The sequence below is a fragment of the Clostridium sp. Marseille-QA1073 genome, from assembly GCF_054863625.1.
The window spans coordinates 23298-49764 of record NZ_JBSVQM010000011.1 but is presented as its reverse complement, the minus strand read 5'-3'; the positions used below and the strand labels follow the sequence as shown (position 1 = coordinate 49764).

The window sequence follows — 26467 nt, the reverse complement described above, 5'->3', positions numbered from 1 at the left end:
ATAAGGAACATACTGGTTCAATTGCTTGTTATATACTTATATTACTATTGTTGCTCAGTATATTTCAAATCAAATGTATTAAATAATATCAATAAAATAATAATTTAATACAAATTATATAAACTACAGAGTATTTATAAATTTTGTACAACAATTTAATAGAATATAAATTGTTATTTAAATACATTGAAAAAATATTATCTTATTAACTTATCAAAAATGATTTAAATAAAAACTAGCCCAAAGGATTATTCCTAGGGCTAGCTTAACTATCTTACTATCCTAAAGTTGCAACCATAACAGCTTTTATAGTATGCATTCTATTTTCAGCTTCATCAAACACTATAGAAGCAGAACTTTCAAATACTTCATCAGTAACTTCCATTGACTCTATGCCAAATTTTTCATATATTTCTTTTCCAATCTTAGTTTTTACATCGTGGAAAGCTGGTAAACAATGCATGAACTTAACATCTTTATTTTCTGTTAATTCTAACATCTTTTTATTAACTTGATATGGCATTAATAACTTAATTCTTTGTTCCCAAACTTCATCAGGTTCTCCCATTGATACCCAGACATCTGTGTATATAACATCTACGTCTTTAACACCTTCTTCAACATTATCAGTTAATGTTATTTTTCCACCAGTTTCACTTATAATTTTTTCACATTTTTTAACTAATTCATCTTCTGGGAATAATGACTTTGGCGCTACTATTCTAAAATCCATTCCCATTTTAGCGGCACCTATCATAAGAGCATTTGCCATATTATTTCTACCATCACCAGCGTAAACAAATTTTATTTCACTAAGTGGCTTTGAGAAATGTTCTCTTATTGTTAAAAAATCAGCTAATATTTGAGTTGGATGATCTTCATTTGTAAGTCCATTCCATATCGGAACTCCTGCATATTTTGCAAGCTCTTCAACTATTTCTTGTCCATATCCTCTATATTCTATTCCGTCATACATTCTTCCTAAAACTCTAGCAGTATCTGCTATAGATTCCTTTTTTCCCATTTGGCTACCTGTTGGTCCAAGGTATGTTACATGAGCTCCTTGATCATGTGCAGCAACTTCAAATGCACATCTTGTTCTTGTTGAATCTTTTTCAAACAATAATGCTATGTTTTTACCTTTTAATTTTTGCTCTTCAACTCCAGTATACTTAGCTTTTTTTAAATCTTGAGCTAAATCAAGTAAAAAATTAATTTCCTTTGGTGTAAAATCCATAAGTGTTAAAAAATGTCTGTTTCTAAGGTTAAACATATTCAATTCCCCCTAATTAATATTTTTATACTTAGCTATACTTAAATAATCATTAAGATTTATTACTTTAAATCTTAGCTTAATACTTTAATTCTTCTCTAATAAATGGCATTGACATACATCTTGGGCCTCCTCTTCCTCTAGAGAGCTCACTAGAAGTAATAGAAAACACCTCTATATTATGTTTATCTAAAAGTTCATTAGTTACATAATTTCTGTCATAAGTTATAACTTTACCTGGCGATATAGCTAGGGTATTAGAGCCATCATTCCATTGTTCTCTTCCCGAAATTATTTGATCTCCATTACCACACCTTATAAGAGTGATATCACGACCTAAATATTTAGATAATATAGCTTCTAAACTATCTTCTTCTTCTATTGCAACTATTTCATTTTTAGTTTTATCGTACCTTATATTTGTTACTTTCAAACTAGCTTCTATAGCTGGATGTATGGTAAATTTATCATAATCAACCATTGTAAATACTGTATCTAAATGCATAAATGCTCTTATTTTAGGTATGTCGAATATTAAAATATTTTTAAAACTTTCATTAGCTTTAAAAATATTTTTAGCTAAAGTAAATATAGCCTCTTTGTCCGTTCTTTCACTATATCCTACTGCTAGAACATCTTTAGACAATACTAACTGATCTCCACCTTCTATGTGAAATTCATCTTCTCTATCGTAATAAATTTTAATATTAGAGTCTTTGAAATGAGGATGATATTTAAATATATATTTCCCAAATATACTTTCTCTTCTTCTAATAGGCTTTTTCATAGAATTAAGAGATACACCATTTCCTATGCAAGCGAATGGATCTCTAGTAAAATATAAGTTTGGCATAGGATCTAACAAGAATGGATACTCATTAGAACTTTCCTTCATAGAGATATCAATTTTTCTGACTCCCGCCATTACAGTATCTATCATCTCTTTAGGTAACATAGATGATAGATATGACTTTATTTCACTTTTAATATAATCCTTTTCTATATTACTTTCACATATGACTTCATTTATAAATCTTTCTTTAATTTCTGGGCTTTTTACAACTTCAGCTACTAAATTCTCAAGATATAAAACTTCTACTCCATTGATTTTAAATAAATCTGCAAATTTATCATGTTCATCTCTAGCAATTTTTAAATATGGAATATCATCGAATAAAAGCCGTTCTAGATACTCTGGTGTAAGGTTCTCTATTTCTTTTCCAGGTCTATGAAGAAGAACAGTTTTTAAATTACCAATTTCTGAATAAACTTCTATATTTCTTTTTTCCACAAACTATCACTTCCTTAATTTATAATAAGAAACCTCTCATTTCTCTATAGGATACCCTACTTTCAATTTGTAAATCTTATCTAACTATCTTAGTACCTGATAATCCCTTCAATGCTTCTTTTGCTTTTGAAAGAGAAGCAATTATTGCAACTTTATTATTATTATGCATAACAAATTTTTTACATGCTTCTACTTTAGGTAACATACTTCCAGGTGCAAATTGACCCTCTTTTATATATCTATCGACTTCTTCTAAAGTTATAATATCAAGTGACTTTTCTTCTGGTTTATTATAATTTATACAAACTCTATCAACTGCTGTTAATATTAGCAAACAATCAGCATCTAATATCTCACTTAATTTCTCTGCTGCAAAATCTTTATCTATAACTGCGGCAACGCCCTTAACCTCTGAACCTTCTCTGATTACAGGTATTCCCCCTCCACCGCATGAAATTACTATATTGTCACTATCAACTAAATATTTAATTGTATTTTTTTCTATTACATCTATTGGTTTAGGTGATGCAACTACTCTTCTATATCCTCTTCCAGCATCTTCTTTCATAACATAACCTTGTTCTTTTTCTAATTTCTCAGCTATTTCTTTGCTATAAAAAGATCCTATTGGTTTTGTTGGATTTTGAAACCCCTTATCATTTTTATCTACAACAACTTGAGTGATTATTGTGGCTACAGGTTTATTTATATTTCTTCTAGCGAGTTCCTCTGAAATGGCATTTTGAAGGTGGTATCCGATGTATCCTTGTGAGAATGCTCCACATACATCAAATGGAAATAATACATTTGTTTCATTTTGTTTTATGGCATCCTCTACAGTAGCTACTATTTGTCCAACTTGAGGTCCGTTTCCATGAACGATAGATATTGTATGACCATCTTCTATCAAATCTACTATTGATTTTGCCGTTTCTTTACATGTTTCTAACTGAGCTTTTGCACTTTTATCTTTTGGATTTGATTGTAATGCGTTTCCCCCTAAAGCTAACACAATTTTCATTATTAACCCCCCCATATATTTTTAACACTATTTTATCCGACGCACATATTCAGAATATTGAGATATTTATAATTTCATAGTAAAATTTTTTCACTTTTATGTCAATAATTAGAAATTATCACATTATACAGAGGCGCTACAAAAAAATGCATAACAGCTTAAAATATTATGCATTTTTACTTTATTTGATGCAAATTTAATACACTGCTTGAATATTTATTCTTAACTAATGAATAAACTTTTTTTATAGACTAATTCTGACAATTATTTTATAATTCTACTGCCTGGTTTAATATACGGAACCTGTTCTTTACACAATGGACACTCATCAACATTAAAAGTTTCTATATTTAATTTTATAGCACTATATAGAGGTAATTTTAATTTGCAATCCTCATTTCTCCTATCAACTATTGAACAAACTCCTACAACTTCTGCTCCTAGCTTATTCAATACTTCAACAACTTCCATAGTGGATTTTCCTGTAGTTACAACATCTTCAGATATAATAACTTTTGTTCCCTTTGCAATTTCAAATCTTGATAAAGTCATAATTCCATCTCTTCTCTCGGTAAATATTGCCGTCTTGCCTAATTGTCTAGCAACTTCATAAGCAACAATTACTCCTCCCATAGCTGGACCTACAACTACATCAAAATCTATATCTTTTATCTTTTCTACCACTAATTTTAAAATTTCTTCTGCTTTATCTGGGTATTGTAATAATCGTGCACATTGACAATATCTATTACTATGTTTTCCTGAAGATAGTAAAAAATGCCCTTCTAGTAATGCTCCTGATTCTACTAATGTATCTATAACTATTTTATCTTTATTATCCATTATTAACCTCCAATATATATTTGCATTTTCAGTAAATATTTTTTAATTTAAAGATGAAGATTCAACAACATTTTTAACTATATTAAGAAATCTACTAATAAAGTTTAATTTATTATATATTTCATCATTATTCATCTTTAATTCTTTAAATTATCCCTCTTATTTCGTTTATATCTTTAATTCCCTCAGATTCTAAATATTTTTCTATACCATTTATTATATCTAAAGTTATATCAGGCTTTATAAAATTTGCAGTACCTATTTGAACTGCCTGTGATCCTGCCATTATAAATTCTATAGCATCTTGCCATGTTCTTATTCCGCCTAAACCAATAACTGGAACATCTACTATTTGGCAAACTTCGTGAACCATTCTAAGTGCTATAGGTTTTATTGCTGGTCCAGATAATCCTGCATATATATTATCAAATACAGGTTTTTTCTTATATATATCAATAGCCATTGCCTTAAAAGTATTCACGAGAGATAATGCATTTGCACCTGCTTCACAGCATTTATATGCCATATCTCTTATGTCTTCTGCGTTAGGCGATAATTTTACTATTAACGGCTTCTTACATAATACTTTAACTTGTCTTACAGCATCATAAGCAATATGAGATTTTATACCCAATGCCATTCCACCTTCTCTAACATTAGGACAAGATATATTAAGTTCAATCATATCTACATTGCTATTATTTAATGCTTCTATCCCTTCTAAATACTCATCAATTGTAGAGCCGCCTAAATTAGCTATTATTACAGTATTCAACTTTTCCATTTTCTTAACTTCATTATTTAAAAAGTGGTGTATTCCAGGATTTTGAAGTCCTACACTATTAATCATTCCTGATGAAGTTTCTATCATTCTAACTCCACAATTTCCTTCTTTAGGATTAATGGTAAGTCCTTTTGTACTTATTCCTCCAAGTCTTGATACATCAAAGAATTCATTATACTCTTTACCAAATCCAAATGTACCTGAAGCTGCTATTATGGGATTTTTAAAATCTACTCCACATATATTAACACCTAACACTTTAGTCAACTCCCTTACAATAAATTAAAGCTCTATATCCTCTCCTAAAAATACAGGACCATCTACACAAGTTCTTTTATTACCATACTTAGTCTTACACGTACATACTAAACAAGCTCCTATCCCACAAGCCATCTTCTTTTCTTCTGAAATATAAACCCTAGTATTTTTTTGTCTACACATTTCTATAACTTTATACATCATTATTTCTGGCCCACAACATAGTACTAAATCATATTTTTCAGGTTCAAATATTTCTGTTATATATCCTTTATGACCATAACTTCCATCTTCTGTTGATATGTTCACTGAGTTTACCTGCTCTTTTATTTCTTCTATCCCATATACATCATGTTTAAACCCTGCAAGCACATCTATTTGAGAATTTTTTATTTTCTTTGAAAGATAGTGTATAGGAGCTACACCTATTCCCCCTGTTACTAAGGCTACTTTTTTACCACTAGCTTCTTCTATATCAAATCCATTTCCTAGTGGACCTACAACACTTATTTGATCTTTACCTTTAAGTCTGCTTAAAAGTTCAGTTCCCTGCCCTACTACTGCATATAAAAACTCTATATTTTCTCCATTTTCATCTATGTTATATACGCTTATAGGTCTCCAAAGTATTGGTTCATTATCCCAGCTTCTTAACATATAAAATTGTCCAGGTTCTGCTTTAAAGTTTCCTTCTATTTTTAATTTATATATACCCTCACATACTTGAATATTTTCTATAACTGTATTTACTGTGTACTTCTTATTTATATTCATTGTAACTACTCCTGCCTTATAGCCCTCAGTATTTCATCTCTCATTCTTATAACTTCTTTTCTAGCATATTTTGCAAAGTTTGCTTCTCCATCCTCATATTTTTTATAAGCAAGCATTATACCTCTTGATGAATTTACAACTCCACCGTTTCCATTCTTTAAATATAGTGCAACATCTTCTGCCTTTCCCCCCTGTGCACCATATCCAGGTATTAAGAAGAACATTGAGTTTAGTTTGTTTCTAAGCTCTACTCCTTCTTCTACATGAGTACATCCTACAACTCCTCCTATTGAGCTATATCCACACTCTCCTATACATTCTTTTCCTAAGTTCTGAATCTTTTCCCCTACTAAATTGAATACCTTTTTTCCATCTAGTGTATCAATATATTGAATGTCCTTAGCCCCTTTATTTGAAGTTCTAACTAGTAGAAATACCCCTTTTTCTTTTTCCTTAATATATGGAAGATAAGGTTCGATACTATCTAATCCCATATATGGATTCAATGTTATAAAATCAGCTTCAAAATCTCCTTCAAAATGAGCTTTAGCATACATTTCAGCTGTTTTTGATATATCTCCTCTCTTTATATCTCCAATGCTTATTCCGTCTTTAAGCTTTATATACTCTAATGTTTTTTTATAAGCCATAAGTCCTGATATTCCTAATGCTTCATAATAAGCTATTTGTGGTTTATAGCAAGCTGCAACATCAAAAGTTTCATCTATTATAGCCTTATTAAACTCAAATATTCCTTCTTCTAGTGAACTAAATTTATTTAGAAAAGTATTTGGTATATAGCTTAAATCTGTATCCAGTCCTACACAAACGTGTCCTTTTTCTTCAACAGTTTTAAATAATTTATCTATTATCATTGTTTCTTCCCCTCAATCTTATTTATGTTAGACAAGCTATCAAGCTCCAGCCATAGTGATCCTATGACTGGTTTCTGACAGCACAGTATTATACAAAATAGATTACTTTTTTAAGGTGCCTAATTATATTCTTCATTAGAATAAACTTCTTTTCCACCTTTTATAGTTTTAACTATCTTCCCATAGACTCTTATTCCATCTAATGGCGTATTTTTTCCTTTTGACCAAAATTCTTTTGAATTTATTTCGTAGCTGGCCTCTAAATCTAATAGAACTAAGTCTCCCTCATATCCAATTTCAATCGTTCCTTTATTTGCTCCTAGCAATTCACTTGGATTTTTACTCATTATTTCACTTAATTTATTTAAACTTATGTTATTTTCTTTTACTAATTTTGTGTAAGTTATTGAAAAGGCTGTTTCTAGTCCTGAAATTCCTGGTGCGCCCTTTATCTTATCTTCTTCATTATGAGGAGCATGATCTGTAGCTATTGCATCTACATATCCATCTTTTATGGCTTTTATTAAAAAATCTATATCATTTTTCTCTCTTAGTGGAGGATTTACTCTATAATCATAATTATTTGTTAACGCCAAGTGATGGGGTGCAACTTCACAAGTTATCTGTAATCCTTGCTTTTTTGCTTCAATAATATAGTTGATTGCTTCTAGAGTACTTACATGTGCAATATGAAGCTTACAATTAGTAATTTTAGAGAACTCTATATTTCTTTTAGTCATTATATTCTCAGCAATTCTCATGTCATAGTTTGAAAGGTATGGATCTTCGCAATGACACATTACAATCAAGTTTTTTTCCTTTGCTTTTTTCATTGCTTCTAGCATTACTTTGCTATTCATTATATCTTTTCCATCTTCAGAAATTATTTTTATAGAACTATCTACTTCATCTAAATGGCTAATATCCTGTCCATCAAAATTTCTAGTTATTGAAAATACTTGGTGTACATCTATTAACCCTATTTCTTCTGCTCTACTCTTAACATAATTTACAATGTCCATAGAACTACATATTGGGTTTGTATTAGCCATGAGGTTAACCATTGTAAATCCACCTTTAACTGCGGCTTTAGAGCCTGATTCTATGTCTTCCTTATAGGTTAACCCTGGATCCCTAAAATGAGCATGTAAATCTACAAAAGATGGCATTAGAGTTAACCCTTTTGCATTTATTGTATTGCAGTTCTTTTTTAAATCCTTACCTATCTCTGTTATGAGTCCATTCTTAATATACACATCTCCTATAAATGTTCCGCACCAATCAACTACCTTAGCATTCTTTATACACAATTCCATAAATACTCTCTCCTTTTGAGAGTTTATTAGATAAACTCTCCTACTTTTCTTATATCATCACAGTATTTACATCTGTATTCTTTTGTCTTTTCATTTACTAAGTAATGAACATGATTTAAATATGGCTCTATGGAAGTTATACATCTTGGGTTTTTACATTTAATAACATTCTCTACTTTCTCAGGTAACTTTAAGCTTATTTTTTTAGATATATTTTCATTTTTAATTATATCTATGGTTATACCTTTATCCATAAGGCCTAAAATTGCGTAATCTATGTTTATAACATTCTCTATCTTTATAATATCTTTTCTTCCTAGCTTCTCACTCTCAGCATTCATTATTAATGCAACTCTATATTCTGCCTTATCTAGCCCTAGGTAATTGAATATTTTTATTCCACCACCTGCTTTTATATGATCTATAACTATACCATTTTTAATACTATTTATTGTTAACATATTCATACTCCTCCTACATCCAATATTTAAGCTAAGCCTAACAGTTTAGCAATTAGTGCCATTCTTACAAACATTCCATATTTAGCTTGTTTGAAGTACACTGCTCTTTCATCATTATCAACATCATAAGATATCTCATTTACTCTTGGCAGTGGGTGAAGTACTATCATATTATCTTTAGCCATATTCATTTTTTCAACATCTAAGATATAGGAATCCTTTAATCTTACATAATCTTCTTCATTAAAGAATCTTTCTCTTTGAACTCTCGTCATGTATAGTATGTCTAGTTCTCCTATAACATCTTCCATTTTTTCTACTTGAACAAACTCTACATTTTTCTCTTCTAAAAGTCTTATTATATAATCGGGAACTTTAAGCTCTTGAGGTGATATCAATACAAATTTATTGTTTTCATATCTAGATAAAGCTTTTATAAGTGAGTGTACTGTTCTACCAAATTTTAAATCCCCACAGCATCCTATGGTTAAATTTGATAAATTGCCTTTTATACTTCTTATTGTTAAAAGATCTGTTAAAGTTTGGGTAGGATGTTGATGGCCTCCATCTCCAGCATTTATAACTGGTATTTCTGAGTTAGATGCTGCAACTAAAGCTGAACCTTCTTTAGGATGTCTCATTACAGCTATATCTGCATAGCAAGCAACGGTTCTTATAGTATCTGAAATGCTTTCTCCTTTAGCTACTGAACTTGAATTTGGTTCAGAAAACCCTATTACACTTCCTCCTAGTCTTAACATAGCTGCCTCAAAACTGAATCTTGTTCTAGTACTTGGCTCATAAAAAAGTGTAGCTAATAATTTTCCTTCGCAAAGTTTTGAATATTTCCATGGATTTTTGATGATATCATCAGCAAGTATAAATATCTCCTCTAGTTCATTTAAATTAAAATCCATTGGCTCAATTAAATTTCTTCCTTTTAACATAATGACATCTCCTTTTTACCTCACTGGGTTAATTTAAAGGTATTAGTATAACTTAAGAGTTTAAAATTTTTATAAAATAAAAAATGCTTTCCTGAAAGGAAAGCATTTTTCTTTACTATAAACATATAGCTATAGCTATAATTATAGCTACACCTATATACCTACATAACACTACTATCTTCCCTTCTGATCTCACGGAATCAAATTTAAAAGGATTATATTAAAGTTTTAATATTTTTTTATCTTAAAATACATATTATATAAATCTTTAATAGTTGTCAAGATATTTTATTAAATTACAAATATTTTACTTCAATGTATATTACATTAATAATTTTATAATTATAGGATTTAGATAATTCTATGAATATATAAATTAAATTTATACTTAGTATATATCATATTCACCAATACTTGCTAAAATAACATAATATGTATTATAAATTTATTAAAATAAAAATAATTTTAAATTATTATATCCAAATATATAGATATTTGAATATATATATAGTATAATATAAATATCCAGTATAAAGTTTTAAAATATACTGTGAAATAAATCTATATAAAAATAGCTTAACCTCTTAATAGTTAAGGATGAAGAACCTAAAATGAAATTTATTCTAAAAATTTCCAAGACTTTCACATAGGAATTTTAATCATGATTCCTGTGCTTCATTTTTAATTTTTAATTCATAAATAAGACTATTTATTATGGAATTTAAAATGCTATATAAGTTAAATTTTGATTAAGAACTTCTATAGATATATCATAATAAATATCATGAGTTATACAAATATACTAAATATTTTTATTAATAATCTAAATTTGATATGTAGCTAAACATTACCATTAACTAAATGATTTATATCATAAGTTTTTGGTACACTAATATTATAACCAACTACTTAAAATAAAGGAGGAAAATTTTAATGAAAATATCATTTGACGAAAAAACAAAAAAAGCTCTTTTAGATAAGCTTGAAAAAAGCGATAAGGATGCTTTCAGATTAATGATTAAAGGCTTTGGCTGAGGCGGCCCAACTTTAGGAGCTGTTCTGGATGAACAGAAACAAAACGATATAGCTGAAACAGTTGAAGGAATAAAATTTGTTGTAGATAACGAGGAAGCAGAAATATTTGAAAATTGTAGAGTCTTCTATTCAAAAACAATTTTTGGAGAAACTTTTAAAGTAGCATCAAGTACAGTAGCACCAAGTACTTGTTAGTAAATAAAAATATGCTAACACCATAATCTTATAAAAATTATCAAATATTTTTTTATATAAGACATCTAAAAAAGCTATGAAAGTTCATAGCTTTTTTTATTTTTATACAAATAATCTTGTACCTATTCTCCTGTCATATTCGGACCATGTTCCTGGTTCAGTTATATCCTTAATTTGCTCTACCTTATTCATTGTTGCATCTACATAATCAGCATAATGGACTATAAAAGCCTCTTCAGTATTAGGTGCTTTAGGAGAGCCATATTCCACCTTCCCATGATGTTGAACTACACATCCCTTTATTCTATGTTTAAACTCTTCTGTGTAAAGTTCTGGTTGATTTTTAAAGGCATCTTCTATCATATTTATACCTATTACTATATGCCCCTCCATTTCACCCCTCATACTCATAGAAAATGGTCCATCATAATTATATTCATATATTTTACCTATATCATGAAGCTTTGCAGCTAAAATAGCAATTTCTTTATGTTTACAATTATATCTATAAGCAAAAACCTTAGTTAAATAGGTAACATTTAGAGTATGCTCAGCAAGTCCACCTAAATATCCGTGATGTTGACTTAATCCTGCAATCCCTCTTTTAAACTTATTTAAAAATTCTATATCATTAAAAAAATAATCATTTAATGCTTTTACTTCACTATTTTTAAATTCTTCATCAGATATAGATTTAAGTTCATTCATTATATCTTCTATAGGTCTTCTAACAGTAGGAAGAAAATCTTCTATATTAAAATTTTCTATTTTTTCAGATTTATTTATTTTAAACTTACCATCTGAAACTGCCTCTATTTTTATAACATCACCTATATTGTATTTAGTACCTTCTGGTATAAATACCTTTAAATCTCCACTATTATCTCCCACATAATGCATTACTCTTCCTTCAGCATCATAAAACTTCTTTTTAATCATAACAAGCATGATAAACTTTTGGGAAGATTGTTTATCTTTAATATCAATTATACGTAATTGTTTCATATATTCAGCTCCTATACCAAAAATAATTTCTTAAATTTATAATTATTTTGTGGTATATGATAATATTTTATCCATGCTATTAGGGAATATTGTAATTTCTAATTTTCATCAGTATACTCACTAACAATTCTTCTTACAAGCTTTTTAATTGAACTAGCTTGAGCTACTAATGTCATTACAACTAAAAATACAAGAATTCTTTCATGTTCCTCTTCTTTAAAATCATGATTTTTAAAGTAATCGCTTAATTTTTCTTTATCATTAAATTCTTCATTTATGAAAAGTGCATTAAAACTATCCTTTTGCATCTTTGAAAAAACTTCATAAGTATCTTCCCATGATAGTATATCATCTTCTCTATTATTTATTTCATTAAATGCTAGTTTAAATACTTTTCTTATTTCTTCTGTAGTAAGTATAGGTCTCATATAACTTAATAAAACTAATTGTATTAAGTGAATTTTTGTATAACCTCTTTTTTTCCCATCTTCTGGCTTAGATATTACTTCACTTTTTATATAGTTTTGAAGTATATTATTAGTAAAGTTATCATCATCAAATCTATCATTTAAGTAATCCTTTACCTGTGATAAAAACAAATCATATTGTGGTAATTCTTCATAAGGAATCACACTTTTTTCAGCAATATCCTCTGCCATAACAGATATTCTACCTAATATGTTAGATAGAGCCTCAGGACTAAAGCCTTTTTTCACATTATTGTTTTCTTGATTCGAATTATTTTCCATATGCTCACCTCAGATTCAATTTATTTATTACTACATTAATTTTTAATATTTTCTTCGTATTCATATTATATGTTATATATAAACTTATTACAAATTATTTTTAACCATAAAATACATATTATTCATCTCTTGAAAGCTGTTTTTTTATTATTAATTTCGACAATATTATATTAATTGCAAATCAGGAAATAAAATATTGCAATCTTTTAGTTATCAACATCATTTAATGATATCCACAGTAAGTTATACACATTTTATTATAAGTTATTCACAAAATCTGTGCATAACTTTCCCTTTATTCATGCCACTCTTCAATATTGTTGTTTATAACTGTGAATATTTGCATATAATTATCCACATTATCAACAATTAGCCTGTGTATAACTTGTTATATTTTTGTGGAAATAATTGAATTAAATCCGTCATTTTATTGTATCTAGTGTCCTTTTGTATACTTTTATTAATTATTATGTAATTTATGGAAATTTACGTAAATGATATTATATTCTTAATTTTTTTACTATATAAATACATGTACCCCAATATTTAAAAATAAATATGAAAATTTTTGGAAATAAATAAAACTAGTCATGTATTTTGATTTTAATAAAAGAGCATATAATACCATAAATTGTTCTAAGAAGTATTTAGTTTAAAAATATATATATTATTATACATCTTAATTACTTTTTTAACCATAATATATAAGGTTTTCTTGTAATATTCGACATTGTTTAATGCTATAACCATATTGTTACATTTATTTCTCAAAATATTTTTATTAATATAATTGTTAAATTTATAAGTACAACCGCCCTATTTATCAGCGAATCGCTTGATTTCAACGTTTATCATTGGTGTAAATTTTTGTATTTTAAATTAAAAATAATATTGACATTTGTATAATATGGTAGTATATTAACTATAGATGGAATTTAGTAGAAATTTTGTAACTTTATAAGAGTATAGGTTTAAGAAATTATGCTAAATACCCAAGAATATATAATTTTAAATAATATTTTGTCGAAAAAAACTTTTTTGCGTTAGGAGGAAATACATTATGAAATCAACTGGTGTTGTAAGAAGAGTAGATGAGCTTGGAAGGATCGTTATCCCAGTAGAGCTAAGAAGAACATTAAATATAGGTGAAAAGGACGCTCTAGAGATATATGTAGATGGTGAGCAAATAATATTAAAAAAATACGAACCTGCTTGCATTTTCTGTGGAGATGCTAGAGATGTTATAAACTACAAATCTAAAAACGTTTGTAAAAACTGTTTAGAAGCATTAAAAGCTGAATAATCACTTTTATAATAAAAGGCGTTAGCATAAATTTGCTAACGTTTTTATTATGTTTTAAAACACTTTTAAACGTAGATAACCTTTTACACATATTAAACTATAAAGTTAAATCTACAGCCTATTAGGCTTATTTAAGCACCATACAACTTTATTTTTTTATATTGCACTCTACTATTTTATCTATTAATTATTTATTAAATTAATGGTTGGTTAAAATTCTGTATTTTATATATTTTCTACTTTAATAAAAAGTTATTATAAGCTTTTTATATTTTGTAATCTTTTTTTAACTTTCTCTATATTTTATAATGATACAATTAAAATAAATAAAATTATAAAAAATAAACCATCGAATAAATCAATGGTCTATTTATATAAACTTCATTTATTTTCAATGCTTAAATTAACAATATCTAGCTCTAATGACTATTAGTGAACTATTCTTCTTGCAGTCATATAGTCGCTTCTAGTCATTGGAGATACTTTAACTACTTCTCCTGTTTGTGGTGCATGTAAGTACTGATTTCCTCCAACATAGATACCAACGTGATCTGGGCTTCCATATCCAAAAAATACTAAGTCACCAGGAGCTAATTGGTCTCTTGACACATAGGAACCTTGTCCAATTTGTGTGTAAGTAGTTCTTGTAATATCTATACCAAAATGTGCATATACATATTGAGTTAATCCTGAGCAGTCAAATCCTGATGGATCATTTCCACCCCATACATAGTCTATACCTAAAAAGCTATAAGCATAATCAACAATAGCTTGTCCACTGGCACTACCTGCTGGTGCTCCACCACCAGACGGTTCTTCATCATAACCGTCACCTCTTGATGGTCTATTATTTGCTTCTTGTTCTGCCGCTATTCTTTCTTGTTCTGCTCTTCTTTGTTCTTCTGCTATTCTTTGTTCTTCAGCTATTTTTTGTTGTTCATCATTAAATGCACTTTGTTTACCTTGTGCTGCTTTTAACTCATCTTCTGCTTTAGCTTTTTCTGCTTTAGCCACTTCAAACTCTTTATTATGACTTTCTTTCATAACTTCTAAATCTTTTCTTTTATTGTCATTTTGTTCTTTAAGAGCCACTAATTCAGCTTTTTTATCTTCTAGTTCTGCTTTTTGCTTTTCTAATGCAACTTTTTTATTTGTTAATTCAGTCATAAGTTCTTTATCATAGTTTATTATTTCTTTAACATTTTCAACTCTTGAAACTAAATCTGAAACTCCTTCTGAATTTAGGATAACTTCAACATAACTATCCATTCCATTCATATACATAGCTCTCATTCTTTGATTGAATAAATCTTCTTCTTCAACCATGCTATCTTCTGTTTGTCTCACATTTTCTTTAGTATTTTCTATATCATCCTCAGTTTTAGCTATTTTACCATTTGTTTCGTCTATTTCAATAATTAAGTTTGATATTTCATTATCTAATTTTTGAATCTTTGCATTTATTTCGTCTACTTTTTCTTGAGCACTTTTATATTCATTATTTTTTTCACTAACCTGACTATCAAATGGATTAGCATAAGCTATTACACCCATATTCGAAGTCACTATCGCCATTGCCATAGCAATTGCTACAATTTTTTTATTCACATCAATCCCTCCCAGTAAAATTTCTTTTTAATTATAACATCATTTAAAGGGCAAACTCAAGGTTTCAACCAATATTTCTTTTATTTTGTTACAAAAGCTTTACTTTTTCTATAAAATATGTGTTATAATATACCATTTGAGTTGATATATATACATTTTTGAGAAAATATATACATATTTATATATCAATGGAATACTTATAAACTTCAGATTTTGGCATTTCTCTATCTTTTGCAACCTTTTTTATGGCATCTTTTTTACTAAATCCCTCTTCTATATAAGTTTTAATATGTTCTTCTACAGATAAGTTATTCCACTTAGACCTCTCTTCTTCCTGCAATTCTTCTAAACTTTTTCCTTCTAAAACTAAAACATATTCACCTCTAGGTGAATTTTCTTTATAGTATTTTATAGCTTCACCTAAAGTCATCCTTATAATGTCCTCATACATCTTAGTAAGTTCTCTACATATTGCAATCTTTCTATCTCCTAAATTTTCATATAAGAATTCTAATGTATTTAGTATTCTATGAGGTGCCTCGTAAAATATTAAGGTTTCCGTTCTATTCACTAAATCATCAATAATAGGTTTTCTATCCTTATTTTCTCTAGGTAAAAATCCTCTAAAAATAAATTTAGTTGTATCTAATCCTGAGTAAATAAGAGCTGTAGTAATAGCTGTTGCACCTGTAAGCACTTCAAAATCTATATTTTCTTCTATACATTTTTTTACTATTACTTCCCCAGGATCTGAAATTCCCGGTGTGCCAGCATCGCTTACAATTGCAATATTTTTATCTTCTTTTAACATTTCAATTATATCTTCACTTTTTTCGTTTTCATTATGCTTATGATAACTAATTAAGGTCTTTTTTATATTAAAATGATTTAATAGCTTTAGACTTTGGCGAGTATCTTCACAAGCCACAACATCCACCATTTTTAATACTTCTAATGCTCTTAAAGTTATATCTTTTAAGTTTCCTATAGGAGTTGGTACTAGATATAATTTACCACTCATTTAAATCATCCTTTGCAATAATTATTTTAAAACTTGAGAATTATACATTTTTATTATTTCTTCGCTATATCCACCATCTTCAGTGTGAACATTTAGTGGTTCATCCCATTTTAAAAAGGCACCACCATCTCTTTGTCCTTCTATTAAAACTATATTAGGTGCTTTTCCTGGAGAAGGGTGAACCATTCTTATCCTCTTAGGTTCTATCTTATATTTTCTCATAAGCGTTACTATATCTATAAGCCTATCTGGTCTGTGGACCATAAACATTCTCCCATTATCCTTTAATAGTATTCTACACGCTATTATAACATCCTCTAATTTACAGCATATTTCGTGGCGAGCAATAGCATTTTTATCATTCATATTAATTATCCCTGAATTATGAAGCTTATATGGTGGATTAACTGTTATTACATCAGCCTTTGAAATAGTTTTTAAAAGCTCTATATCTGTTAAATCTCCATTTACAAAGCTAACTCTATCTTGAAGCTTATTATAAGCTACTGATCGATTTGCCATCTCCACAAATTCTTCTTGAATTTCTATTCCCATTATACTATTACACTCTGTCTTTCCTGATAAAATAAAAGGAATTATTCCTGTTCCGCTACATAAATCTATAACTCTTTGATTTCTTTTAACTTTAGAAAAATTTGCTAAAAGTACTGCATCCACACCAAATCTAAAACCTTCTTTCTTTTGGATAACATGAATGCCTTTTAATTGCAAATCATCTAACGTTTCATTATCTTTTACAAACTTCATATTTAAACCTCACTTTTAATCAAAGTAACCTCTTAGACATATAGAAAAATAACCATTCAAAAAAACAAGTATATCTTGTTTAAGACAAGAAAACAACTTTCCTGATATTATATATCCTGTTATTTTTAACATACATAATGAGGCAAAATAGACGAATATAATGACTAGTTATTTTTGAATATGCCTTAATATTAGATACAGAAAACATTATATAATAATAGGTTAAAAATTTCATTACGATAAATTTATAGCTTATCCCTTATCCGCTTAACAATTAATTATAATTTATTTGTGTTTAAAGTTCTAAATAACTTATATTACCAAATAAAAAAGAACCTTTCGGTTCTAAGCTATCTATATTTTAAAGTAAGTTATAATTTTTCTTTATAGGGGGAGAAGCAACAAACAAATTTATATAGGTGTATACTTACTAAATAAACACTATAAACTAGAATATAATACTTGTATGTTGCTTCTAGGGTTTTATATTTTGCTTAAATCTTATATTAGTATATTTGCCAAAAAGTATTAAAATATACAATGGAAATAAATTTTTTTAATTTCTTGCTTTAAATTTTTAAGTAATGTTTTAAAAAGATGTTGTTGAAATTTAAGTATCCTATAAAAATAGTTATAAAGTAACTAAGTTTTAAATGCTAAATTTCATAAACACAATATTTATTTTAAAACATAACTAACTTTAAAATTAAATAATTAGAGAAATGAGAGTGATAAAATGAAGATTTTAAAGCAACTATCTATCATACTGCTTATTACATTTCTTGGTGAAGCTATAAGTAGTTTTCTTAATTTACCTATACCAGGGAATGTATTGGGTATGCTTTTATTACTTTTAGCCTTAATGACTAAAATAATTAAACCTAAAGCTATAGAGGAAGTATGTAATTATTTTTTAAGTAATTTAGCATTCTTCTTTATTCCTGCAAGTGTGGGAGTGCTTGGGTGTTTTGATATTTTAAAAGGAAACATACTTAAAATATTGCTTGTATGTATAATAACAACAATAATAGTACTATTAGTAACAGCTTATACAGTACAATTTGTATCATCCTTACAAAAGAAAAAAACTAAGAATATATATGAGGAAGTGAATATTAAATGAAGGAATTATTATCAACACCATTATTTGCTATACTAATTTCATTATTATCTTATATATTGGCGCAGTACATTAGTAAAAAAACTAAAATAGCATTATTTAATCCCTTGCTATTATCCATGATATTTATAATATTATTCTTAGTAATATTTAAAATTCCACTAGAAGACTATAATAGTGGAGGTAAGTTAATTTCTTTCTTCTTAACCCCTTCAACCATAGTTTTAGCACTTCCACTTTATAATAAAATTGATTTATTTAAAAAAAATGCATTGCCTATAATCATTGGTATAACTGTTGGTAGTTTTGCAGGCATGATCTCTATTATTATTCTGTGTAAATTGTTAAACATAGATAATACTATTGCTCTTTCACTAATCCCTAAATCTATTACTACACCTATAGGTATGGAAATTTCAAAACAACTTCAAGGCATACCTGCTATTACAGTAACAGCAATAATTATAACAGGAATAATTGGTGCTATAATATCACCTTTAGTATTTAAAATATTTAAGATAAAGGATAGTTTATCCATTGGTATAGGAATAGGAACTTCCTCTCATGCAGTAGGTACAATAAAAGCAATAGAGCTAGGTGAAACAGAAGGTGCAATGAGTGGACTAGCTATAGGAATTGCTGGGCTAATCACTGTATGTCTAAGTCCAATAATATTAAAGATTTTTAACATCTTAATGTAATAACTAAAGATATACCTTAATAAACTTTAAATATACTATGTTTAAAGAAGGTATATCTTATGGAAATGATTTTATATCCCTTTAAAAGTGTTACATTCGATGAAAACACTTCAATAATGCTAGATGCCTCCTTTCTTTTATCTTTAGTTTATGACGAAGATATAAAGCATTCTGAATGTATAGAAGTCCTTAGAAAATTATTATTAAATAAATGTATTTTGTATGTTACCTCTGTAATTTCTTCTGAGGTATTAAATCAAATTATGTATAAGGTTTTTATGCTTGATATGCAATTTAAATCTATTAAGAATACACCTTTTAATAGTCGTAATAATATACGAACTATTATATCTAGTTTTAATAAGTATGATAGAAAAGCACTTAAAGAAAAAAGAACTGATAAACTTGTTGATATACCTTATAAAAAGTATTTCGATAACCTTTCTAAAAACGTTTTGAAGAAAGATTTATTAGCCATATATTATAAAACTGCTGTCAATATGCATACTCAGCTTGAAAACACTATAAAATTCAATTATTTAGACATAAATAGAGATTGTATATTAAAAGCTAAAGAACTTATGGTAAAACATTTAATTTCTGTGAATGATGCCACTATACTAGCAACTGCAGAATGTCATTGTATTAATTATTTGCTAACTTTAGATAGTGACTTTTTATATGCTGAAAGTAGTAGTATAAGTATATTAAAAATATAATAACCCTATAAGTCTAATAACGGACTTATAGGGTTATTGTATTTTTAGGAGTAATATAACCTATTGTAAATTATTTAGCTGGTATATATATTACTTCTCCAGCTTTTATAGCATTTTCATCTTTAATTTCATTAAGAGCTTTAATTTTTTCAACTGCTTCTTTTAATGAAATCTCAGGCATTTTTTCTTTAGCTATACTATATAAATTATCACCAGATTTAATTTCATATTTATTTCCACTTAATTTTTCTTTATTATCTTCCTTTTTTTCATCTGTGTTTTTTTCATCTACTTTTTTGTCAGTTTCTTTTGAAGGCTCCTTTTTTTCATCTGTATTTTTGTTATTTTCTTTTAAATTATCTTTTTTCTTGTCATCTTCTGTTGAAGCTGATGTAGCTTTAGTTTCTAAAGCAACTTCATAAGGAATTATAATTTCTTGTCCTTGGATTATTTTATTAGAACTATTTAAATTATTTCTTTTCATTATAGTTTCTATAACTAAGCTAGTATCATGACTTGGCATGTATGCATTAGCTATACTGTATAATGTGTCATTTTTCTGAATTACATATATTCCTTCTTTTATTCCCTCTTCTTCATTTAAACTTGAATTAGAGTTTTTATCTGAAGGCTTATTTTCATTTTCATTTTTGTCTTCTTGTGGTTTGTCATTGTTGTTATTAACTTTTTTTTCATTTTCTTTTTTTTCTTCAGGATTATTAGTTTCTACTTTCTTTTCTTTATCATTATTCTCTTTATCTTTTGTCTCTTTGCTGTTAGTTTTTTGGCTTTCATTGTCTTTATTTTCATCTTGCTTTTTCTTATCATTCTCAGTTTCTGTTACCTCTTTATTATTTACCTTATTAGTGGATAAGGCAGCATCTTTTTTTCCTATAAAGCTAACAGTTAAAAAAATTCCTACTAAAACTACAGCACAGGTTATAGCTGCAATTATTTCCTTTTTAAATTTCATAATGTAATACACCTCACTAATTTCTAATTTCTATCTAAATAATTAACAGATATTTGAATTTTATTCACTTTTATAAAATTTATTTATAATTTTTTTATATTAGATTTATAAACTAATATAATTTGCTAAAAACATGATAAATATTTCATTTTAAACAAAGTAAAAATATTATATACTCTGCTTAAATATTAAAGTTATATCATAGATTTATACCTAAAAATTAAAATGATAAAGGAAAAATCCCTTTAGATTTTTCCCATTTAAATTAAATTTATTATTTAAATTGATTTTCTAATTGGTCTTTTACTTGTTGTGGGGTCATACCATCAGCATTAATTATTGGAGCATTAATTGATGCATTTTGTATTCCCATCATATTCTCTTCTTCTCCAGTTACTATTACAGCATCAAATTTATTTAAAAAACTCTCTGTATTTTTCTTGTTTCTATCAAATTCTCTAACTGTATATCCTTCTTGATTTAAATAACTTTTTACTGGATTTAATCCCTTTTGAACAGCAACCTTTTTCATAAACAACTCGCCTCCTTCTAATCCTAGTATTAACCCTTTTTCCTAAGTATATTCAAATTAAGCCATCTTAAATAAAATCGTAGTTAAAACTATAGCTAAATATTATATAAAATGACCGCTATGTTAACTAATTATCCTTTAATGGCTATAATAAGAGTTAAAGTTTTTCTAAAAAATATATAACAATTATTTTTTACTTTATGTTATAATCTTAATGCATCTTTATAGATGAGGGTGGGTGAGGGATATAGAAAAAGAAGGTAGAGAGGATGAAAAAATTTTTCAACCTTAAAGAACATCAAGTAAGCTTTAAAAATGAATTTACTGCAGGTTTAACCTCATTTTTTGCTGCAGTGTATATCATTGTAGTAAACGCAAGTATTTTAAGTGATACAGGAATGCCTTTAGAAGGACAAATTGTAGCTACTGTTTTAGCTTCATTAGTTGGTTGTTTATTAATGGCATTTATAAGTAATTCACCATTAATATTAATGCCCGGCATGGGAGTAAATGCATTATTCACATACACTATAGTTAAATCTATGGGACTAAGTTATGAGCAGGCTTTAGCTGCGGTAGTTATGTCTGGAGTGTTGTTTTCTATAGTAGCATTTACAAAATTATCTACTATAATATCAAAAGCTATTCCAGAGTCACTAAAAGAAGCAATAACAGTAGGTATAGGTTTATTTATTACTTTTATAGGCCTTCAAAAGAGTGGGCTTATTATAAGTGATGCAAAAAACCTTGTAGCATTAGGAAGTTTAAATTCTCCAGAGGTTTTAGCATTTTTAATAACTTTAACAATAGCCTTATTTTTATTTTTAAGAGATATTCCTGGTGCATTTTTAATTAGTATTATCGCTGGAACTTTAATTTGTTTTGGTTTTAATATTATTGACCTTACCGGAATCAATCTTGGTAGTATTGATATTTCTAGCTATAACAAATTGTTTTTTAGTATGGATTTTAGTCAAATATTTACTTTATCCTTTTGGATAGCTACATTTTCATTAACTCTAGTTTTAGTTTTTGAAAATATAGGATTGTTACATGGTCAAATAAATGGAATGCTAAAATCTGAAAATAAGTTTAACCCTGCATTAAAAGCAACTGCGTTATCAACTTTATGTTGTGGATTATTAGGTACAAGTCCTTCTGTGTCAACAGTAGAGGGTACCGCTGGTATAACTGCTGGTGGAAAAACTGGTCTTACTTCACTAATTACTGGTATACTATTCCTTGTTTCGCTATTATTTATACCATTTATAAAAATAATACCTAATGCAGCAATTTCACCAATATTAATAATAATAGGTGGATTAATGATAAAAAATGTAGAAAATATTAATTTCTCAGATTTTACAGAGGGATTTCCCGCTTTCTTAACAATAGTGCTAATACCTTTAACTTACAGTATAGTTGATGGTATAGCCTTTGGTTTTATAGCTTACCCGGTGATGAAGTTCTTTAAAAAAGAGCATAAAGAATTATCAATTTCCATGTACATTATTTCGTTATTATTCTTTGCTTACTTCATACTACATGGAATTAATATTTAAAGCGTGACTTTGTCACGCTTCTTTGAAAGATGAAAATTTAAATTTTTATATACTATAAATAAAAAAAGCGGCCTAAGCCGCTTTTTTACAGTACTGTATATCCTTTGTCCTCTATTGATTCAATAATATCATCAATACTAATAAAGTAGTCATCATATACAATTTCAATTTCCTTGCTTTCAGTTAATATCTGACAAGCTAAAACCCCTTGATTATTTGAAATTGCACTTCTAACATTAGAAATATCTTTTGATGTCACCATATCGCACACTTTAAGTACTGATTTCATATTTTTCCTCCTAATTTTCCTTAAATAATTCTTTTATCATATCTGGATCTTCTACTTCGCTTTCCAGTTCTTTTATATCTACATCGTTAATAATATCCTCATAGCTACCAGAAATCAATGTTAAATCTTCAATTTTTACAACCTTTAATTCATCTTCTCCATCTTTTATCCGAACCTTAACTTTAACACTTTCTTTAATTACGCTATTGCTAATTACTTCACCCTCACCATAAGGTGTATTAACTATTGATCCAACCTTTGGAAGTTTCTTTCTTATTTCTTCATATATATCTTGTTCATAATTTAAGCAACACATAAGTCTTCCACATATACCGGATATTTTTGTAGGATTTAATGATAAATTCTGTTCCTTAGCCATCTTAATTGAAACAGGAACAAATTCACCTAAGAACGTAGAACAACATAAGGTTCTTCCACAAGGACCAAGTCCTCCTGTCATCTTAGCTTCATCTCTAACCCCTATTTGTCTTAACTCAATCCTAGTTCTAAATATAGAAGCTAAATCCTTAACCAGCTCTCTAAAATCTACTCTACCATCAGCTGTAAAATAAAATATAACTTTATTATTATCAAATGTATATTCAACATCTATAAGCTTCATATCTAGCCCATGCTTTGATATTTTTTCAACACATATATCATAGGCTTCTTTTTCTTTTTGCTTATTCTCAATATTTTTCTCTATATCTTCTGGTTCTGCTTTTCTTATAACATTTTTAAGTGGAGAAACTATTTCCTCTTCACTAATGCTCTTGATTCCAATTACGCATTCTCCAAACTCCACTCCCCTAGCAGTTTCAACTACTACAAAATCACCTTTTTTTATATCTAAACCACTTGGATTAAAGTAGTATATCTTACCAGCTTTCTTAAATCTAACGCCAATTACTGTAACCATGTTACACCTCCTGCATCTTCAGTAACATAACATCAAAAGCTAACAAATTATTTACATTTCTATCAATGTTCTCTCTAGTTTCATTTATTATACTAATAATATCATTTAATTTAGTGAATGAAAACATATTTGCACATTGTTTTATTTCTTCAAGTTTATCTTTATTTATAATTAGTTCTTTACAACCAACTTCCTTATAAATAATTGTATCTCTTATAAAGGAAATAAAGACTTCCATTATGTCCTCCCACATATTACTGTTCTTCATAAAAAATTCATCTTCCTTAAATATATCTAGTTCTCTTATATTGCTTAAGAGTAATATTATATTTATAGCTTTATTCCTTAATTCTCTAAACTCTTCATTATTCATCAAAAATTCAGCTTTTCCTGGAATACCATTACTAAAAGACAACAATAATGTTATATTGTCCTCATTTAATTCAGGATAATTAACTTGTAAATATGTACGCATATCATCTTCACTTAATGTGTTAAATTTATGTATTTGACATCTAGATTTAATAGTATCCAATATATTTTCTATATTTTCACATAAAATAAAAACAAAAACATTTTTAGGCGGTTCTTCTATTGTTTTTAGAAGCGCATTTTGTGCTTGAACAGTCATTTTATGACCTTCATGGATAATGACAACTTTTTTTTCTGATTGATAAGGTTTTTTATTAATTTCTTCTATAAGCTCTCTTACGGCATTTACTCCTATAGAGGCTTTATTTTTTTCTAATCTAAAATGAACGATATCAACATAATCCTTATATTCACTTTCTCCAATAAGCTTTATTGCTATATTCTTAGCAATAACACTCTTACCAATACCATCTTCTCCTAAGAAAATATGAGCATGAGAAAATCTATTATTATTTATTGTAATATCAAAAGTTTTAATTATTTCTTCGTGTCCTATTATATTCTTATAGCCCACAACATTCCTCCTAATATATTACAAATTTACAAGTTTATATATTATATTAAATCTATAAATAATGTGCAGTAAAATACTATATTTTACTGCACATTATTAAATTCAAGTTTATATTATTATACTCTTAAAAATTTGTCTACGTCTACTACAAATATAGTAGCTCCCCCAATATCTACTTCTACAGGATAAGGTACATACACGCCTGTTGAACCTGCTACTGGTGAAGGCGATGAAACTATTTGCTTTCTAACCTTGCATATATCTTCTATTAATGCTAGAACAGTATCAACTTTATCATCTTCAACACCAATCATTAATGTAGTATTTCCTGATTTTAAAAATCCTCCTGTAGTAGCAAGTTTTGTTACTCTGAATCCATTCTCAGTTATAACGTCTATTAAATCACCTGCGTCATCATCTTGTACTATTGCAATAACTAGTTTCATAACAATCCCTCCTTAAATCTTAATATATAAACTTTATTATTTATATATTATAAATATTCTATCATATTCTTTAAATATTTTTGAATATATTTTTTATTAACCTATAAATTTTTCTACTTCTCTTACAATATCTTCATGAACCTCTTGCAAACTTCTATTTCCATCAATAACTATTATATTATCCATATTAGTTGCAATATATTGATATCCTTCATAAACCTTCTTATGAAAATTGTTGCCACTATTTTCAAGTCTATCTAAATCTCTTTGGCTGGATTTTCTCTTTAGTCCCTCTTCATAAGATACATTAATCATTATAGTTAAGTCTGCTTTTACTCCATTAAGTGCAGCGTCATTTATATACTTAATTCTATCGATACCAAGTCCTCTACCTATACCTTGATATACAATAGATGAATATACAAATCTATCTGAAAGTACTATACATCCTCTCTCAAGAGCTGGTTTTAAGATCTCCTCTGCAAGCTGTGCTCTAGATGAAGCATACAATAGTGCTTCACACATATCACACATTTCTGAATTTGAGTTATCTAATATAATTTGACGTATTTTTTCACTTATTGATGTTCCTCCTGGTTCACGAGTTAATAAAACTTCATGATTCTTATTTTCTAAATAATCACAAAGCATTTTTATTTGAGTACTTTTTCCGCCGCCATCTGGTCCTTCTAATGCTATTAATAACCCTTTTTTCATAGGTTCCTCCCTAAAT

The 26467-nt window shown here is 27.9% G+C and carries 27 protein-coding genes; 5 read left to right on the top strand and 22 right to left on the bottom strand.

Annotated elements, in window-relative coordinates; all coding sequences use genetic code 11:
• Window positions 1-277 precede the first annotated feature (277 nt).
• The 12 genes from argF to ACY1IQ_RS11500 form a co-directional block, all read right to left on the bottom strand.
• On the bottom strand, window positions 278-1273 hold the full coding sequence (gene argF / locus ACY1IQ_RS11555; protein WP_461614055.1) for an ornithine carbamoyltransferase: 996 nt from the start codon (window positions 1271-1273) through the stop codon (window positions 278-280).
• Window positions 1274-1352: 79 nt separating this feature from the next.
• Complete coding sequence (arcA, locus tag ACY1IQ_RS11550; RefSeq protein WP_461614054.1) at window positions 1353-2564, bottom strand: arginine deiminase; 1212 nt, start codon at window positions 2562-2564, stop codon at window positions 1353-1355.
• 76 nt (window positions 2565-2640) lie between these two features.
• Complete coding sequence (gene arcC / locus ACY1IQ_RS11545) at window positions 2641-3585, bottom strand: carbamate kinase (protein WP_461614053.1); 945 nt, start codon at window positions 3583-3585, stop codon at window positions 2641-2643.
• A 264-nt stretch (window positions 3586-3849) separates the two neighbouring features.
• A complete protein-coding gene (gene pyrE, locus ACY1IQ_RS11540) occupies window positions 3850-4428 on the bottom strand; it encodes an orotate phosphoribosyltransferase (protein ID WP_461614052.1) in 579 nt (192 codons plus the stop codon).
• Between the two features lie 145 nt (window positions 4429-4573).
• Window positions 4574-5470, bottom strand: coding sequence for a dihydroorotate dehydrogenase (locus tag ACY1IQ_RS11535; RefSeq protein ID WP_461614051.1), 897 nt, complete (start codon window positions 5468-5470; stop codon window positions 4574-4576).
• A gap of 24 nt (window positions 5471-5494) precedes the next feature.
• Window positions 5495-6238, bottom strand: a complete 744-nt coding sequence (locus ACY1IQ_RS11530) for a dihydroorotate dehydrogenase electron transfer subunit (RefSeq protein ID WP_461614123.1) — start codon at window positions 6236-6238, stop codon at window positions 5495-5497.
• 11 nt (window positions 6239-6249) lie between these two features.
• Window positions 6250-7119, bottom strand: coding sequence for an orotidine-5'-phosphate decarboxylase (gene pyrF, locus ACY1IQ_RS11525; protein ID WP_461614050.1), 870 nt, complete (start codon window positions 7117-7119; stop codon window positions 6250-6252).
• A gap of 119 nt (window positions 7120-7238) precedes the next feature.
• Entirely contained in the window at window positions 7239-8435 is a 1197-nt protein-coding gene (locus ACY1IQ_RS11520) for a dihydroorotase (protein ID WP_461614049.1), read from the bottom strand.
• Window positions 8436-8461: 26 nt separating this feature from the next.
• On the bottom strand, window positions 8462-8896 hold the full coding sequence (locus tag ACY1IQ_RS11515) for an aspartate carbamoyltransferase regulatory subunit (protein WP_461614048.1): 435 nt from the start codon (window positions 8894-8896) through the stop codon (window positions 8462-8464).
• A gap of 26 nt (window positions 8897-8922) precedes the next feature.
• Window positions 8923-9843 (bottom strand): aspartate carbamoyltransferase, encoded by a 921-nt coding sequence (pyrB, locus tag ACY1IQ_RS11510; protein WP_461614047.1) that lies wholly within the window; start codon window positions 9841-9843, stop codon window positions 8923-8925.
• 1332 nt (window positions 9844-11175) lie between these two features.
• Window positions 11176-12078, bottom strand: coding sequence for an HD domain-containing protein (locus tag ACY1IQ_RS11505; protein WP_461614046.1), 903 nt, complete (start codon window positions 12076-12078; stop codon window positions 11176-11178).
• A 98-nt stretch (window positions 12079-12176) separates the two neighbouring features.
• Window positions 12177-12827, bottom strand: a complete 651-nt coding sequence (locus ACY1IQ_RS11500; RefSeq protein WP_461614045.1) for a DUF1836 domain-containing protein — start codon at window positions 12825-12827, stop codon at window positions 12177-12179.
• Window positions 12828-13887: 1060 nt separating this feature from the next.
• Here ACY1IQ_RS11500 and ACY1IQ_RS11495 point away from each other — a divergent pair.
• Window positions 13888-14130, top strand: a complete 243-nt coding sequence (locus tag ACY1IQ_RS11495) for an AbrB/MazE/SpoVT family DNA-binding domain-containing protein (RefSeq protein ID WP_039634971.1) — start codon at window positions 13888-13890, stop codon at window positions 14128-14130.
• Window positions 14131-14559: 429 nt separating this feature from the next.
• On the opposite strand, the gene ACY1IQ_RS11490 is transcribed toward ACY1IQ_RS11495, so the two are convergent.
• The 3 genes from ACY1IQ_RS11490 to ACY1IQ_RS11480 all read right to left on the bottom strand — a co-directional run bounded on the left by ACY1IQ_RS11490 (window position 14560) and on the right by ACY1IQ_RS11480 (window position 17527).
• On the bottom strand, window positions 14560-15738 hold the full coding sequence (locus ACY1IQ_RS11490) for a C40 family peptidase (RefSeq protein WP_461614044.1): 1179 nt from the start codon (window positions 15736-15738) through the stop codon (window positions 14560-14562).
• Between the two features lie 178 nt (window positions 15739-15916).
• Window positions 15917-16759, bottom strand: a complete 843-nt coding sequence (gene rsmI / locus ACY1IQ_RS11485) for a 16S rRNA (cytidine(1402)-2'-O)-methyltransferase (RefSeq protein WP_461614043.1) — start codon at window positions 16757-16759, stop codon at window positions 15917-15919.
• Between the two features lie 21 nt (window positions 16760-16780).
• Window positions 16781-17527, bottom strand: a complete 747-nt coding sequence (locus tag ACY1IQ_RS11480; RefSeq protein WP_461614042.1) for a tRNA1(Val) (adenine(37)-N6)-methyltransferase — start codon at window positions 17525-17527, stop codon at window positions 16781-16783.
• 736 nt (window positions 17528-18263) lie between these two features.
• Here ACY1IQ_RS11480 and ACY1IQ_RS11475 point away from each other — a divergent pair.
• Genes ACY1IQ_RS11475 through ACY1IQ_RS11465 form a run of 3 tightly spaced genes read left to right on the top strand, consistent with a single transcriptional unit; the run spans window position 18264 to window position 20067 of the window.
• A complete protein-coding gene (locus ACY1IQ_RS11475; protein ID WP_461614041.1) occupies window positions 18264-18650 on the top strand; it encodes a CidA/LrgA family protein in 387 nt (128 codons plus the stop codon).
• Complete coding sequence (locus ACY1IQ_RS11470; protein ID WP_461614040.1) at window positions 18647-19348, top strand: LrgB family protein; 702 nt, start codon at window positions 18647-18649, stop codon at window positions 19346-19348. Before ACY1IQ_RS11475 ends, ACY1IQ_RS11470 begins: the two co-directional genes overlap by 4 nt.
• 59 nt (window positions 19349-19407) lie before the next feature.
• Window positions 19408-20067 (top strand): PIN domain-containing protein, encoded by a 660-nt coding sequence (locus tag ACY1IQ_RS11465; protein WP_461614039.1) that lies wholly within the window; start codon window positions 19408-19410, stop codon window positions 20065-20067.
• A gap of 70 nt (window positions 20068-20137) precedes the next feature.
• Here the strand turns inward: ACY1IQ_RS11465 and ACY1IQ_RS11460 are convergent, their stop codons facing one another.
• A complete protein-coding gene (locus tag ACY1IQ_RS11460; protein ID WP_461614038.1) occupies window positions 20138-21040 on the bottom strand; it encodes a LysM peptidoglycan-binding domain-containing protein in 903 nt (300 codons plus the stop codon).
• A 274-nt stretch (window positions 21041-21314) separates the two neighbouring features.
• The gene (locus tag ACY1IQ_RS11455) at window positions 21315-21572 is read right to left on the bottom strand and encodes a YkuS family protein (protein WP_461614037.1); all 258 of its coding nucleotides are present in this window, start codon (window positions 21570-21572) and stop codon (window positions 21315-21317) included.
• Between the two features lie 269 nt (window positions 21573-21841).
• Here ACY1IQ_RS11455 and ACY1IQ_RS11450 point away from each other — a divergent pair, with 269 nt between their 5' ends.
• The gene (locus ACY1IQ_RS11450; RefSeq protein ID WP_461614036.1) at window positions 21842-23134 is read left to right on the top strand and encodes an NCS2 family permease; all 1293 of its coding nucleotides are present in this window, start codon (window positions 21842-21844) and stop codon (window positions 23132-23134) included.
• Between the two features lie 85 nt (window positions 23135-23219).
• Here the strand turns inward: ACY1IQ_RS11450 and ACY1IQ_RS11445 are convergent, their stop codons facing one another.
• The 5 genes from ACY1IQ_RS11445 to tmk all read right to left on the bottom strand — a co-directional run bounded on the left by ACY1IQ_RS11445 (window position 23220) and on the right by tmk (window position 26451).
• The gene (locus ACY1IQ_RS11445) at window positions 23220-23423 is read right to left on the bottom strand and encodes a ferredoxin (RefSeq protein ID WP_039634950.1); all 204 of its coding nucleotides are present in this window, start codon (window positions 23421-23423) and stop codon (window positions 23220-23222) included.
• Between the two features lie 10 nt (window positions 23424-23433).
• A complete protein-coding gene (locus tag ACY1IQ_RS11440) occupies window positions 23434-24342 on the bottom strand; it encodes a PSP1 domain-containing protein (protein ID WP_461614035.1) in 909 nt (302 codons plus the stop codon).
• Between the two features lies 1 nt (window position 24343).
• A complete protein-coding gene (locus tag ACY1IQ_RS11435) occupies window positions 24344-25288 on the bottom strand; it encodes a DNA polymerase III subunit delta' (protein ID WP_461614034.1) in 945 nt (314 codons plus the stop codon).
• A gap of 116 nt (window positions 25289-25404) precedes the next feature.
• On the bottom strand, window positions 25405-25734 hold the full coding sequence (locus ACY1IQ_RS11430) for a cyclic-di-AMP receptor (protein ID WP_039634945.1): 330 nt from the start codon (window positions 25732-25734) through the stop codon (window positions 25405-25407).
• A 96-nt stretch (window positions 25735-25830) separates the two neighbouring features.
• Window positions 25831-26451 carry a dTMP kinase gene (gene tmk / locus ACY1IQ_RS11425; protein ID WP_461614033.1) on the bottom strand — a complete coding sequence of 207 codons (621 nt, stop codon included), beginning with the start codon at window positions 26449-26451 and terminating at the stop codon, window positions 25831-25833.
• Window positions 26452-26467: the final 16 nt, after the last annotated feature.